This is a genomic window from Rheinheimera sediminis, assembly GCF_004005375.1.
Classification (GTDB): Bacteria; Pseudomonadota; Gammaproteobacteria; order Enterobacterales; family Alteromonadaceae; genus Pararheinheimera.
Genome location: NZ_RZUF01000003.1, coordinates 125,151 through 138,409 on the forward strand (window position 1 = coordinate 125,151; position 13,259 = coordinate 138,409).

Consider the following 13,259-nt stretch of genomic DNA (forward strand, 5'->3'; position numbering starts at 1 on the left):
AACTATTTCCTTCTGTAAACTTTAAGTACTTCAGGTACAACGCGAATTTTGCGCATGACGTTGGCTAAATTAATCCGGTCACGCACCGACAAGGTGATTTTAATCACGTATTCACCTGTATCTCTGTCGTCGGTCGACAAGTCCTGAATGTTCGAATCCTGTGACGCTATCACTGTCGTCAGTTTGGCCAATACGCCAGGTTGGTTGACAATAAAGACCCTGATATCGCATAAAAACTGTTTATCGCCGGTTTTATCCCATTTCACTGGGAAGTATTTACCCGGCTCTTTCTCCCAGCCTCGAATATTACGGCATTCCACTCGGTGCACGTTCAGGCCTTTGCCTGGCGTTGCGTTGGCGGCAATTTCGTCACCCGGAATAGGGCGGCAACATTTGGCGAAGGTCAGTAACATCCCCTCAGAGCCAATAATAAAAGCTTTGGTTTTTTGGTTGGCCGGATTTTCTGCAGGCAAAGCTTCTTCGCCTGAATCAAAACCACCCATTAAACGCCGCGCTACAGCTATAGGTAGCTGATTACCTAAACCAATTTCAACCAGCAATTCATCCAGCGATTTTTGCGTAGTGCTTTGCAGTACCTGCTCAATACGTTCTGATGGAATATTTTCCAGTTTAACGTCACCCAAAGCAGAGGTCAGCAGACGACGGCCCAAACCTACAGCTTCGCTCAGTTGCTGCTTTTTCAGGTAGTTACGAATACCTAAGATTGCACGGCTGGTGACTACATGGTTCAGCCAGTTGGCATTAGGTTTACCACCAGGGCTGGTAATAATTTCTACCGTCTGGCCAGTTTCTAAAGGTTTATTCAGTGGGTAAGGTTTACGATCAACCCGGGCACCGACACACTTATTGCCTATGTCGGTATGCACTGTATAGGCAAAATCGACCGCATTGGCACCAATAGGTAATTCAACAATCTGGCCTTTAGGGCTGAATACATACAGCTCATCCGGGTAGAGCTCAGATTTTACGTTTTCAACAAATTCGTAGGTATTGCCCGAGCTTTGTTGCAGCTCAAGTAAACTTTGCATCCAGCGCTGAGCACGAATTTGCGCTGTGGTATTTTTGTTTTCGCCCGCACCTTTGTACGACCAGTGGGCTGCTATTCCCTTGTCGGCCATTTCATCCATTTCACGGGTACGCATCTGAATTTCCACCGGAATACCGTGTGGACCAATCAGGGACGTATGCAAAGACTGGTAACCGTTTTGTTTTGGAATGGCAATATAGTCTTTAAAGCGGCTTTCAATAGGCTTAAACAGGTTATGCACTACACCCAAGACGCGGTAACAGTTGTCTATGCTGTTAATCAGCACCCGGAAACCGTAAATATCCATCACATCGTTAAACATCAGCTCTTTGCTTTTCATCTTGCGATAGATGCTATACAGATGTTTTTCACGGCCTGCGACTTCCGCTTCAATACCAGCGGCTTTAATACGCTGCTCAATTTCCGACTGAATTTTTTCAATAATTTCTTTGCGATTGCCACGGGCTTGCTTTACTGCAGATTCCAGAGCGCGATAGCGCATTGGATACAAAGCGCGAAAGCCCCAGTTTTCCAGTTCGTTTTTAATATTATGAATACCTAAACGGTTGGCGATAGGGGCATAGAGTTCCAAAGTTTCACGGGCAATACGACGGCGCTTTTCTGGTTTGAGGGCACCTATGGTACGCATATTATGAGTGCGGTCGGCCAGTTTAATTAAGATCACGCGGATATCCTGCGTCATCGCCATAAACATTTTTTGCAGGTTAGTAACTTCGAACTCTTTGATATCTTTAAATTTAACTTTGTCGAGTTTACTTACGCCCTGCACCAGTTCAGCCACAGTGTCGCCAAACATTCGGGTGAGGTCTTCTTTGCTGACCGGCGTGTCTTCAATGACATCGTGCAGTAACGCAGCCATTAAGGTTTCATAATCCATCCGCATTTCGGCGAGGATACTGGTGACGGCTACAGGATGAGTAATATAAGGTTCGCCGCTGGAGCGAATTTGTGGCGCGTGCGCGTCGCGGGCAACAACATAAGCCTGTTGCACCAGAACGACCTGCTCAGCTGGCAGGTAAGCACTGATTTGATTTTTCAGGCCTTCAAACAGATACATCCGAAACTCCCCAATACGCACAACGCTTTGGCGTGTTCCTTTGAATATACTTGGATTTCAAACTATTGCCAACGGCCGGATACCGTTGGCAGAGGGTAGAAGTTCAGATTATTCGTCGGAACCGATGATTGCTGCTACTGCAGCCATTTCGGACGCTTCTTGCTGTAACTGTTCACGACGTTCTTGTTGATCCAGGATACCGTTAGTAATAAAGCCTTTTTCGATTTCACGTAAGGCAACCACAGTAGGCTTATCGTTTTCTGGATCAACCATTGGCTCTTTGCCTTCAACAGCTAACTGACGGGCACGACGTGAGGCCACCAGAATTAAATCAAAGCGGTTACCAATTTTATTTACTGCATCTTCAACTGTTACGCGAGCCATCTGCCACTCCGGTTAATCTGGGTCTGAATAAAGACCGCATAGTCTACTCTATTTCGTTTCGTTCGCCAACAGGCTAGAAATTAACTTCCGTTGCCGTATCGCCTGCTTCTGCTGTTTTAAGCGCTGAGTCTGGATAATGCCGGAAAACTGTTGTAGTGCCAGTTCCAGATCATCATTCACCACCCAAAAGTCGTATTCATCGGCATGGCTGATTTCATCTCGGGCTTTCGCCATGCGGCCGGCAATAACTTCTGCACTATCCTGACCTCGTTGATTCAGCCGTTGCTCTAAAGCGTCCACACTGGGCGGCAGAATAAAAATACTGGTGACAAAAGGCAGCTGTTGTTTGATTTGACGGGCGCCTTGCCAGTCTATATCTAAAAACACATCAATACCCTGCGCCAGCTTATCGGCCAGAGCGGCCTTGGATGTGCCGTAATAATTGCCAAACACTTCTGCCCATTCAATAAACTGGTCTTGTTCAATCAGCTGCTTAAAGGCTGGAACATCAGTGAAATGGTATTGCACGCCATTGGTCTCGCCCGGGCGTGGTGAGCGGGTGGTATGAGACACACTCAGTTGCATATCGGCATGTTGCTTTAACAGCGCATTGATCAGCGTGGATTTTCCTGCCCCGCTTGGTGCTGAAATAATAAATAAGTTACCTAATAAATCTTGCATGCCTGCCACCTTCTGCAATCAAAAGGCGATTTTAGCCGTATCGCCACTGTGCTGCCAACAGCTGATAGGTTTTTTCGCAGTGATCTGTCTCAGAGAGTATCGTAAATACGTCCTAGTTGTGCTGCTATGGTAACAGGCTTGAATTTTAATGATTCAAAGAGATGACATCTGTTTGGAGATGAAGGAGCAAAAAATGGCACTAAAAGATATTCTTCCCGGCCCCCTTGGTTTTGGTACTGCGCCACTGGGCAACATGTTCCGTGACATTCCCGAACAGGAAGCGCGGGCTACTGTAGATGCGGCTTGGAGTAACGGCATCCGTTATTTTGATAACGCGCCTTTTTATGGCGCAGGTCTGGCTGAAATCCGGATGGGCGATGCACTGGCAGACAAGCCGCGGCAGGATTATGTCATTAGCACTAAAGTGGGTCGGCTGGTGCTGGATGAAGTTGAAGATATCAGTGCCCGTGATTTAGGTGAAAAAGGTGACGTCTTTAAATACGGCCGCCCCAATAAAATCATCAATGATTATTCAGCAGACGCTACCTTACGCTCTATTGAAGATAGTCTGAAACGACTGAAAACCGACCATATAGATATGGTCTGGGTGCATGATGTAGCACAGGATTTTTTTGGCGATGAGTGGCTCGGTATGTTTGAAAGTGCACGCAAAGGTGCCTTCAAAGTGCTGGACAAATTGCGCGATGAAGGGGTGATTAAAGCTTGGGGTTTAGGCGTGAATAAAGTGGAGCCTATCGAATTGCTGTTGGATTTGGCAGAACCTCGTCCAGATGGTTTTTTACTGGCTGGACGTTACACCCTGCTGGATCATGAAAAGGCTTTGCAGCGGGTGATGCCAAAAGTCATAGAACTGGGGTTGGGTATAGTGGTCGGTGGGCCTTACAGCTCAGGCGCTTTAGTCGGCGGTCCTCACTTTGAATACGCACCGGCCTCTGCCGCTATTTTAGCTAAAGTGGCAAAGATTAAAGTTCTGGCTGACCAGTACGGCATTAGTATGAAAGCTGCAGGTTTACAGTTTGCTTTGGCCAACCCAGCTGTTGCAGCCGTGATCCCAGGAGCAAGTAAACCTGATCGTATTATTGAAGACAGCTCCGCTTTAAAAGAGCTGGTACCTGCTGACTTCTGGCGTGAGTTGCGTCGAGCGGGCCTGGTGCATCCAGATGCGCCACTACCGATCAAAGACTAATTCGGGGCCGGCAAAAGTTGTTCTTTAAAGCTAAAAATCCACAGAGCAACTGTGGATTTTTACTTTATGCGCTGGAGCACTATGCTATAACTTGCTTTTGGCTTTCACCGATAAAGTCAAAGTAAATTTGGCCATCAGCTCCTCGCCATGCAACGAAGGGCAGGTGACATCAATGGTCACTGACTGATTAATCCGCTCTCCTGTGTCCAATGATTGTTGGATCATCTGGTCTATTAAAGCGCCGTCGTTGCTGATGAAATGCACTGCAGCTTCAGGGCGTTTTAAAAACTCACCCTGCACGTCTTTAAAAGCAAAATGGATATTCAGCTTTTTCTGCCGCGCTTTGTAAAAAACTAAAAAAGCACCGGCTAAATCGGCACCTATGGCTAGCGCTCCAAAGTAAATACTGCCCAGATGGTTTTTAGTATGGCGATGATGCGGCATGCGGATCACAGTGCGCTCGTCGCTTAATTCCAAAATTTTTGGCTTACAAAAGCCTATCAACGGAATAAAACGAAACCCAAACCACCAAAGTTGTAAGTTGGCTTTAGTTAAAGCGTTCATAAAAGGATGCTCCAGAATTCAACTGGTCGGAGCTTATCATTCTGGTGGTGATTGTGCGAATTTTTGCTGCCATTGTCGCTCAAAATTTGCTTTAGCTTGCTGGCGTTGCTCGACACACCATACTATTTGTCTGCTGTCCCGAGCGCCAAAACATTGTTCAGGTTCAGAATAATACTCCAGCCAGGCTTGTTGTTTTTTGCCCTGATAAGGTGCCTTTACGGAGAATGAGCTGACATAAAGCTGTGGGCCTTTGGCCAGAGCATCCAGTGCAGCTGTTGTTGCTGGTCCATTGATGGTTTTCTTTGGTTTACTCTGTGGTATTACTGGTCTTTGGCAGCGCTGATCCAGCTGTTTTTCCAGCAGGCGTTGATCCAGATTTAGTTGCTCTGCTTCTTTGAGGCTGTACCCTGAGCTAATTTTTTGTTCCAACTGCTGCAGTTTTTTTGCTGCTTTTACGCAATCAGCTTGCGGCCATTGAGGTTGAGCCAGAAGTGTAGAACAGCAGAAAAATAACGTACACAATAGCGGCTTCATCCTAAACTCCGCCTGTAAATAAATGGTTAAATAACTATAGTTTGTTTTCTAGGCATTGAGCTGAATGAATTCTGCAGGTTTAGTTATTTCCTCTGGTCTGTTTTTTTTTGCCGCTGAACGCATTCTCTGATCCTTTGCAGAACCTAAATCGTTTAGCTTGTAATAATAGTGCAAAATACTGAATAAATTAAAGAAATAGCCTGCTACTTCTGAATAGCACTGGCTATGCTAAGTGGGCTGCACAGGCTGTTTACTGTCACTGAATCAAATGGAGTTTTTGTATGAAATTGGTAAAGCTAGTGATGCTTTCCGGCCTATGGCTGAGCTGTACTGCTGTGGCGCAACAAAGCCCAGCTGTACCTGTCAAAATAGCTGTGGTGCAACAGCAAGCTGTGCCGGTCTGGATCCGAGCTATAGGTCAGGTGAAAGCCCAGCAAAGTGTCGAAATTCGCCCCCAGGTCGATGGCATATTGCAGCGCATTCTGGTGGAGGAAGGCCAGTTAGTCAAAGCAGGGGATCTGCTGGCTGTGATAGATGATCGCAGCATTAAAGCAGCGCTTGAACAAGCCCGAGCTCAGCTTTCTGTGGTTCAGGCGCAGCTGGATGTCGCCAGACTGGATTTAAAACGTTATCAAAATTTACGCAAGGATCAGGCGGTATCGGCACAAATGGCCGATCAGCAACAAGCTACAGTCCAGCAGTTAGAAGCTGAACTGCGTAGTGTGCAAGCTACTATTAATGCCCAGCAAGTGGAGTTGTCTTTTACTCAAATAGTGTCGCCTATTGCAGGTCAGGTTGGTATTCGTAATGTGGATGCCGGTAACTATGTGCGAACCAGTGATGCAACCAGTTTGTTTTCTGTGGTGCAGCTTGACCCTATCAGTATTGAAATTGCGTTGCCGCAGTCGCGTTTGCCCGAGTTACAGATGTTGATGCAACAAATAAGACAAAAGCAAACTGTGCCAGTGCTGGCTTATTTAAAAGAAGGGGCGGATCCCTTAGCTCAGGGCCAATTAACAGTAGTGGACAACAGGGTAGCTTCTGCCAGTGGTACTATCAGAGTAAAAGCTGATTTTGCTAATCCGGATTCGGCCTTATGGCCCAGCCAGTCTGTGGTGATAGCTTTGCAAAGTAAGGTATTGGAGAATGCTATAACTATCCCGGCTAAAGCCTTACAGCAAGGACCACAAGGCTCCTTTGTCTGGCTTGACGAGCAAGGCAAAGCCGCCGTCACAGCGGTTGAGGTGATACTGCAGGACAACAACCAAGTTGTGGTGACTGGAGTCAGTGCAGGTCAGCAGGTGGTGGTCGATGGGCAAAGCCGGTTACGTAAAGGTGCTGATTTAAAAATACTGCAAGAGACAGCCCCAATTGCTGCTGTGGAGCAATAAAGATGAGAAGCCGCAGCATTTATGCCTGGTGCATGGATCACCCTATAGGCACAGTGTTACTAACATTCGCTTTAGTGTTATTAGGTATATTGGCCTTTCCACGGTTATCTATAGCGCCTTTACCTGAAGCTGATTTTCCTACTATTCAGGTGGACGCCCGTTTGCCAGGTGCTAGTGCTGAAACTATGGCTTCTTCTGTTGCTACACCATTGGAAGTCGCATTGAGCTCTGTGCCGGGTATTACTGAAATGACATCCAGTAGTGCATTAGGCTCGGTGAATATTACCTTGCAGTTTGTTTTGGAAAAAAACATCGATACTGCAGCGCAGGAGGTTCAGGCCGCGCTGAATCAGGCTGCTGGGCGTTTGCCAGATATGCCTAACTTACCCACTTGGCGTAAGGTTAATCCGGCCGATAGTCCTATTTTAATTATTGGTGTCACCTCTGAAACTTTGTCCCGCACTGAAATCAGTGATTTGGCCGAAACTGTATTGGCCCGTCAAATGAGTCAGATTAATGGCGTGGGCGAGGTTTTTATCGGCGGACAACAAAAACCTGCGATTCGTATCCAGGCCAAACCTGAGGTGCTGGCTGCTACAGGTATTACACTGGCTGAGATTCGCGCCGCGGTGCAACGCGCCAGTGTCAATTTGCCCAAAGGTGCTTTGTTTGGTGATAACAGAGTTTCCACTTTGGCGGTCAACGATCAGATATTTACGGCTCAGGAATACGCAGACCTTATAATCAAATACAACAATGGCGCCCCTGTCTATTTGCGTGATGTAGCCTCGGTACAACTAGGTGCTGAAAATGATTTTGTGCAGATTTGGCCTAATGGTGAGTCCGGTGTGGCCTTAATCATCCGCCGCCAGCCTGGTGCTAACATTGTCGCAACAGCGGACCGCATCCGAGCTGCTTTACCTCAACTGACCAGTGCTTTACCTGCAGACGTGAAAGTTGAAGTCTTTAACGACAGAACCCGTACTATCCGTTCTTCTTTGCATGAAGTGGAGCTGACCCTGGCTATAGCTGTGGTACTGGTCATTGCAGTGATGGCAGCGTTTTTACGTCAATGGTCCGCAACTTTGATTGTGTCCGCTGTACTTGGGGTGTCGTTGATCGGGACCTGTGCTTTTATGTATCTGGTTGGCTTTAGTCTGAATAACCTGACGCTGGTCGCTATTGTGATCGCAGTAGGTTTTATTGTTGACGACGCTATAGTAGTGATTGAAAACATTCACCGGCACCTAGAGGCGGGTGACAGCAAAAGAGTAGCGGCGCTCAAAGGCGCAGAAGAAATCGGTTTTACCGTGGTCTCGATCAGCGTGTCTTTGGTGGCAGCTTTTATCCCACTGCTCTTTATGGGCGGCATTATCGGTAAGTTGTTTCTGGAGTTTTCGTTAACAGCAGCGGCGGCGATTCTGATTTCAGTGGTGGTGTGTTTAACCTTAGCTCCAACCTTAGCTTCTATTTTTATGGACAAAGCTCCAGCACATGATCCGGACAATCCAGGTTTTTTTGACCTTTTAGTGAAACGTTACGACAAAGTTCTGACCTGGGCTCTGGATCATCAGCGCATTATGCTTGGGGTGTTTTTCCTGACAGTGGCTGGCAGTGTCGCCAGTTTTATGGCGATACCTAAAGGTTTTTTTCCATTACAGGATACGGGTTTTGTGATAGGCATCACTCAGGCCGCTTCTGATATTTCCTATGAAGATATGGTAGCCAAACACAAACAAATGGAAGCTATCCTGAAAAAAGATCCAGATATAACAGGCTTTAACCATGCAGTGGGCGGCAATAGCTCAACAGGTTCAGGGCGGGTTTGGGTCGTATTGAGCGACCCGGACGATCGTGACGCCAGTGCCAGCCAGATCATAGACCGCTTACGACCTCAGTTTGCGCAAATCCCTGGGTTTCAAGTGTTTTTGCGAGCAGCCCAGGACATCAATCTGGGAGCGGGCGGTGGCCGCGCTCAGTATAGTTATGTACTCAAAGCTATCAGCAGTAACGAATTAGCTACCTGGACTCAGGCGCTAACGGCAAAGCTAAGACAAAACCCGATCTTTACCGATTTATCCAACGATTTACAATGGGATGCCAATATTATCAAGCTGGAGCTAGACCGACAGGAAGCAGCGCGTTTAGGTTTTGCCGCTGCTGATTTGGATCAGGCCTTGTACGATGCCTTTGGTCAGCGTCAAATCAACGAATATCAAACCGAAACCAACCAATATAATGTGATACTGGAACTTGACCCGGCGCAGCGTGGTACAGCAGAAAGCCTTAATTATTTCCACTTACGTTCTCCCACTACCGGTGAGATGGTGCCCTTATTGGCTTTTGCCAAAGTATTGCCAGCTACCAGTGGTCCTGTGGTAATTGCACACAATGGTATGCAACCTGCTGCGAACTTGTCATTTAACCTGGCTGCTGGTGTGGCTTTAGGTGATGCAGTGAATGTCCTTGAACAAGCCCGTGTCGAATTGCAAATGCCAGCCTCGGTGTCTGGTTCTTTCCAGGGCGCAGCTCAGGCTTTTCAGGATTCTTTGGCTACTCAACCTCTGCTGATTTTCACGGCTTTGTTAGCTGTGTATATCATTTTGGGCGTGTTGTATGAGAGTTTTGTTCACCCTCTGACCATTTTGTCCACTCTGCCATCTGCTGCTATAGGAGCCATTTTGTTGCTCTGGTTCTGGCAGCTGGATTTCTCCATCATGGCGCTGATCGGCATTATCTTGTTGATAGGTATAGTGAAGAAAAACGGCATTCTGATGGTCGACTTTGCGTTGCAAGCTCAGCGTGAGCAAGGTTTGTCGGCAAAAGAGGCGATTCATCAGGCCTGTTTAGTGAGATTCCGGCCTATCATGATGACCACCTTGGCCGCTATTTTAGGCGCCGTGCCTTTAATGATGGGTTTTGGTACTGGCGCAGAACTGCGTGTGCCTTTAGGTGTAGCTGTAGTGGGTGGTTTAGCTTTTAGCCAGGTACTGACTTTATTAACCACACCAGTGGTTTTCCTCGCCTTGGATAAAGCCTTTTTACAGAAAAAATAACTATGGGGTCAGGCCTTGTAACTATGGGGTCAGGCCTTGAATGTTGAATTTTAATTCAACATTCAAGGCCTGACCCCTGGATTAAGTTGCTGGATTATGCTCAAGGCCTGACCCCTGGATTAAGTTGAAGCTCGTTCCACTATCCGATAACCCACATCTATAGGTGGCTTATGGGTTTTGTCCTTGCCCGATGCCGTCATCAGTAATTCAACCGCTTGCTGGCCCATCTCATAACGAGGTGAGGCGACGCTGGTAATGGCGGGTTCGACCAAAGCTGAAGCTTCTAAATCGTTAAAACCACAAATGGCAATATCTGCCGGCACTTTCAGGTTCATCCGTTTGGTTTCAAACAAAGCACCCAAGGCTAAATCGTCGTTACAGCAGAACACCGCATCGCACTGGCCCTGAGATTCTGCCATTACGGCCTGCAACAATTGACCGCCTAAACGGATAGAGGAAGACTGAGTGGTAGTAACGACATAACTCTGACAAGGTTGTTTAAAGTCCGCTATCGCCTTTTTAAAACCCGCTAAACGCTGCTGAGTACGGGTATCCATACGGGCGCCCAAAAAGCCCAGTTTACGATAGCCTTTTTGCAGCAAATGGTTTGTGATATCCACCCCTGCATTAAAGTGCGAAAAGCCGATATTCATATCAATGGGGCAGTCACTAAGTTCCATCAGCTGCACTATCGGAATACCGGATTGCTGCAGCAATTTGCGGGCATAATCGGTTTGATCTGTGCCAGTTAAGATAAAGCCTTCAGGCGACTGACTGAGTAGCGTGGCGATCAATTTTTCTTCTTCCAGTGGTGAATAATGGCAATCCCCCAAAACCACCTGCAGATGATGTTGTTTCACAGCGCTGTATATGCCCTGCAACACATCATTAAAAACTATGTTAGACAATGATGGAATGATAACCGCAATCACACCTGAACGCCGGGAAGCCAAAGCACTGGCGGCATGGTTACGAATATAACCAATTTCATGCACAGCCTGTTCAACTTTTGTCCGTAGTTTTTCTGAGACTTTATCAGGATTGCTAAGCACGCGCGACACAGTGATAGCACTGACACCTGCTACTTTTGCTACATCTTTCAGGTTAGGTTTTTTATTCATCGCGCCATTCTCATTATTTTTAAAAAACAATAACTGAAAGCTCAGTTTGAGTCAAAATGGTTGCGCTATCATTTTATCTGAATTAAGCTGAGGCCACATTTTATGGAAGGTGTGATCGTATCTGATGCAACAGGATCCAACAGGGCAGCAGGCAAGCAATTCAGGCAATGAAGAGAAGGTTAGCCATGCTCCTCATTTAAAAAGCTGCCAAAGTCTGATCATTATGGGCGTGGCCGGTAGCGGCAAATCTACGCTGGCTTTGCGCCTTGCAGAGCAACTGGGTTGGCACTATCTCGAAGGGGATGATTTTCATAGCCTTGAGGCCAAGCAAATGATGGCATCAGGCAGGCCTATTACCAGTGAAATGCGTGATCAGTGGGTTGGCCGTTTATGTGCCGCCTTACAAGAGTGCTCAGCCAAACAACTCCCCGTGGTATTAAGTTATTCAGGTTTAGTCCGCAAGCATCGTGAGCGTATTCGTCAGGCTGCGCTACGGCCACAGTTTATCTATTTACAAGGCAGTGCTGAATTACTGGCTGAGCGGCTGGCACAACGACAAAATCATTTTATGCCGGTGTCTATGCTGCAAAGTCAGCTGGCGACTATGGAATCGGTAGAACAAGAGCCTGATGTGCTGTGCCTGGATATCAGCCATAGCGTCAACGAACTGATGCAACAAGTGCTAGTAAAAACAGAACAACGATTATAACAAGCGGTCACGACTAGCCATTAGTGGCTGGCGCATGATCAATAAATCTGCGAATCAAAACAACAGAACAACGACAGGGTGACAAAGTGACAACAGAAACTGCGGTACCTCAAGACAGGCTAAAGCTGCGCGAAAAAGTCGGTTATGGCCTGGGCGATATGGGTTTTAACTTCTATTGGGCCAATATCTCTGCCTTTTTATTAATTTTCTACACCGATGTGTTTGGTATTTCAGCGGCTGCCGCCGGCACCATGATGCTGATCACTAAAATCATTGATGCTTTTACCGACCCTATGATGGGCGCTATAGCAGACAGAACCAAAAGCCGTTTTGGTAAGTTCCGGCCTTATTTATTGTGGTTAGCTTTACCTCTAGCTGGTGCTGGAGTTCTAACCTACAGCACGCCAGACTTAGGCCCCGGCGGTAAACTGGTATGGGCTTATTGTACGTACAGTCTGCTGATGCTGACTTACACAGCTATCAATATTCCTTATTCCGCCTTGTCAGGTGTGATGACGCGAAACAGCCAGGAGCGCACTACTTTAGTTAGCTTCCGTTTTATTGGTGGTTTTACCGGCGGTATTTTGGTGACTTATTTAACCCCTAAGCTGGTAGTTATATTGGGGCAGGGTGATGAAATCTTAGGCTGGCAGCTAACCATGGGCGTCTTTGGTATAGCTGCGGCTTTATTGTTTTTATTCACTTTTGCCAGCACCAAAGAACGTATTCAGCCGGTCAGCGAAAACAACAGCGCTGTGATGCAGGATTTGCTGGATTTAAAAAACAACAAACCCTGGCTGGTGCTGTTTAGCCTGGCGCTGATCATTATGATCACTATTACCATGCGCGCCAGCAGCGGTACTTACTACTTTAAATACTATGTAATGCGGCCAGAGCTGGTCGGCGAGTTTTTATCCTCTTACATGTTTGCTTTGGCTTTAGGTGCCGCCTCTACGCCTTTAATGACTAAGTTTATGGATAAAAAGCCGCTGATGATGTTGCTGATGAGTCTGGCCGGACTTTTTTCTATCAGCCTGTTTTTTGTGCCTGCCGATCAGGTGGGTTTAATTTTTGCTATCAATCTGGCGATAGGTTTTGTGTTAGGGCCTAAATCGCCACTGGCTTTTTCTATGTATGCCGACACTGCAGATTACAACGAATGGCGCACTGGCCGACGTGCTACAGCCATGACCTTTTCAGCCGCTACCTTCTCACAAAAACTCGGCGGTGCTATTGCCTCAGCTGTGATCGGCTGGTTATTGGCGCTGATAGGTTATGTAGCTAATGCCGAACAAAGTGCAGGCTCACAAATGGGCATTTTGCTGATGGTGTCGGTGATCCCTGGCTTAGTGGCTTTACTCGCTGCCTTTGTCATGCGCTTTTACCATTTAGATGAAAAACAATTGCTGACCATTCAACAGGAACTGGATCAGCGCAAAGCTGCACCCTTTAACCAAACTGCAGTAGTCGGAGTGTCGGAGTAACT

The 13,259-nt window shown here is 47.0% G+C and carries 11 protein-coding genes; 5 read left to right on the forward strand and 6 right to left on the reverse strand.

The genetic code is table 11. The features are described from left to right. Positions 1-2: 2 nt before the first annotated feature. The 3 genes from spoT to gmk form a co-directional block, all read right to left on the reverse strand. Positions 3-2,126, reverse strand: a complete 2,124-nt coding sequence (gene spoT / locus EMM73_RS02720) for a bifunctional GTP diphosphokinase/guanosine-3',5'-bis pyrophosphate 3'-pyrophosphohydrolase (protein ID WP_127684923.1) — start codon at positions 2,124-2,126, stop codon at positions 3-5. A 108-nt stretch (positions 2,127-2,234) separates the two neighbouring features. Then, positions 2,235-2,510: a DNA-directed RNA polymerase subunit omega gene (gene rpoZ / locus EMM73_RS02725; RefSeq protein ID WP_127684924.1), complete on the reverse strand. Its 276-nt coding sequence runs from the start codon at positions 2,508-2,510 to the stop codon at positions 2,235-2,237. Positions 2,511-2,558: 48 nt separating this feature from the next. After that, on the reverse strand, positions 2,559-3,191 hold the full coding sequence (gene gmk, locus EMM73_RS02730; RefSeq protein ID WP_127684925.1) for a guanylate kinase: 633 nt from the start codon (positions 3,189-3,191) through the stop codon (positions 2,559-2,561). 193 nt (positions 3,192-3,384) lie between these two features. On the opposite strand from gmk, the gene EMM73_RS02735 reads away from it, so the two are divergent. Next, complete coding sequence (locus tag EMM73_RS02735) at positions 3,385-4,398, forward strand: aldo/keto reductase (protein WP_127684926.1); 1,014 nt, start codon at positions 3,385-3,387, stop codon at positions 4,396-4,398. An 84-nt stretch (positions 4,399-4,482) separates the two neighbouring features. Here EMM73_RS02735 and EMM73_RS02740 read toward each other — a convergent pair whose 3' ends face one another. Together EMM73_RS02740 and EMM73_RS02745 are read right to left on the reverse strand one after the other, a co-directional pair. Beyond that, positions 4,483-4,962, reverse strand: coding sequence for a PaaI family thioesterase (locus tag EMM73_RS02740; RefSeq protein WP_127684927.1), 480 nt, complete (start codon positions 4,960-4,962; stop codon positions 4,483-4,485). Positions 4,963-4,998: 36 nt separating this feature from the next. Next, positions 4,999-5,496: a hypothetical protein gene (locus EMM73_RS02745; protein WP_127684928.1), complete on the reverse strand. Its 498-nt coding sequence runs from the start codon at positions 5,494-5,496 to the stop codon at positions 4,999-5,001. A gap of 281 nt (positions 5,497-5,777) precedes the next feature. On the opposite strand from EMM73_RS02745, the gene EMM73_RS02750 reads away from it, so the two are divergent. Together EMM73_RS02750 and EMM73_RS02755 are read left to right on the forward strand one after the other, a co-directional pair. Beyond that, positions 5,778-6,887 carry an efflux RND transporter periplasmic adaptor subunit gene (locus tag EMM73_RS02750; protein ID WP_222422579.1) on the forward strand — a complete coding sequence of 370 codons (1,110 nt, stop codon included), beginning with the start codon at positions 5,778-5,780 and terminating at the stop codon, positions 6,885-6,887. A gap of 2 nt (positions 6,888-6,889) precedes the next feature. After that, positions 6,890-9,943, forward strand: a complete 3,054-nt coding sequence (locus tag EMM73_RS02755) for a multidrug efflux RND transporter permease subunit (protein WP_127684929.1) — start codon at positions 6,890-6,892, stop codon at positions 9,941-9,943. A gap of 119 nt (positions 9,944-10,062) precedes the next feature. Here EMM73_RS02755 and gntR read toward each other — a convergent pair whose 3' ends face one another. Continuing rightward, positions 10,063-11,064: an HTH-type transcriptional regulator GntR gene (gene gntR / locus EMM73_RS02760; protein ID WP_127684930.1), complete on the reverse strand. Its 1,002-nt coding sequence runs from the start codon at positions 11,062-11,064 to the stop codon at positions 10,063-10,065. Positions 11,065-11,188: 124 nt separating this feature from the next. On the opposite strand from gntR, the gene EMM73_RS02765 reads away from it, so the two are divergent. Continuing rightward, positions 11,189-11,773 (forward strand): gluconokinase, encoded by a 585-nt coding sequence (locus EMM73_RS02765; protein ID WP_127684931.1) that lies wholly within the window; start codon positions 11,189-11,191, stop codon positions 11,771-11,773. An 86-nt stretch (positions 11,774-11,859) separates the two neighbouring features. Then, positions 11,860-13,257, forward strand: coding sequence for an MFS transporter (locus EMM73_RS02770; RefSeq protein ID WP_127684932.1), 1,398 nt, complete (start codon positions 11,860-11,862; stop codon positions 13,255-13,257). The last annotated feature ends 2 nt before the right edge of the window (positions 13,258-13,259 follow it).

Excerpts from the sequence above, each read along its gene's own strand:
- spoT (WP_127684923.1), bottom strand. The coding sequence starts at position 2,126 with ATGTATCTGTTTGAAGGCCTGAAAAATCAAATCAGTGCTTACCTGCCA.
- EMM73_RS02750 (WP_222422579.1), top strand. The coding sequence starts at position 5,778 with ATGAAATTGGTAAAGCTAGTGATGCTTTCCGGCCTATGGCTGAGCTGT.
- EMM73_RS02740 (WP_127684927.1), bottom strand. The coding sequence starts at position 4,962 with ATGAACGCTTTAACTAAAGCCAACTTACAACTTTGGTGGTTTGGGTTT.
- EMM73_RS02735 (WP_127684926.1), top strand. The coding sequence starts at position 3,385 with ATGGCACTAAAAGATATTCTTCCCGGCCCCCTTGGTTTTGGTACTGCG.
- EMM73_RS02745 (WP_127684928.1), bottom strand. The coding sequence starts at position 5,496 with ATGAAGCCGCTATTGTGTACGTTATTTTTCTGCTGTTCTACACTTCTG.
- EMM73_RS02765 (WP_127684931.1), top strand. The coding sequence starts at position 11,189 with ATGCAACAGGATCCAACAGGGCAGCAGGCAAGCAATTCAGGCAATGAA.
- gntR (WP_127684930.1), bottom strand. The coding sequence starts at position 11,064 with ATGAATAAAAAACCTAACCTGAAAGATGTAGCAAAAGTAGCAGGTGTC.
- rpoZ (WP_127684924.1), bottom strand. The coding sequence starts at position 2,510 with ATGGCTCGCGTAACAGTTGAAGATGCAGTAAATAAAATTGGTAACCGC.
- EMM73_RS02755 (WP_127684929.1), top strand. The coding sequence starts at position 6,890 with ATGAGAAGCCGCAGCATTTATGCCTGGTGCATGGATCACCCTATAGGC.
- gmk (WP_127684925.1), bottom strand. The coding sequence starts at position 3,191 with ATGCAAGATTTATTAGGTAACTTATTTATTATTTCAGCACCAAGCGGG.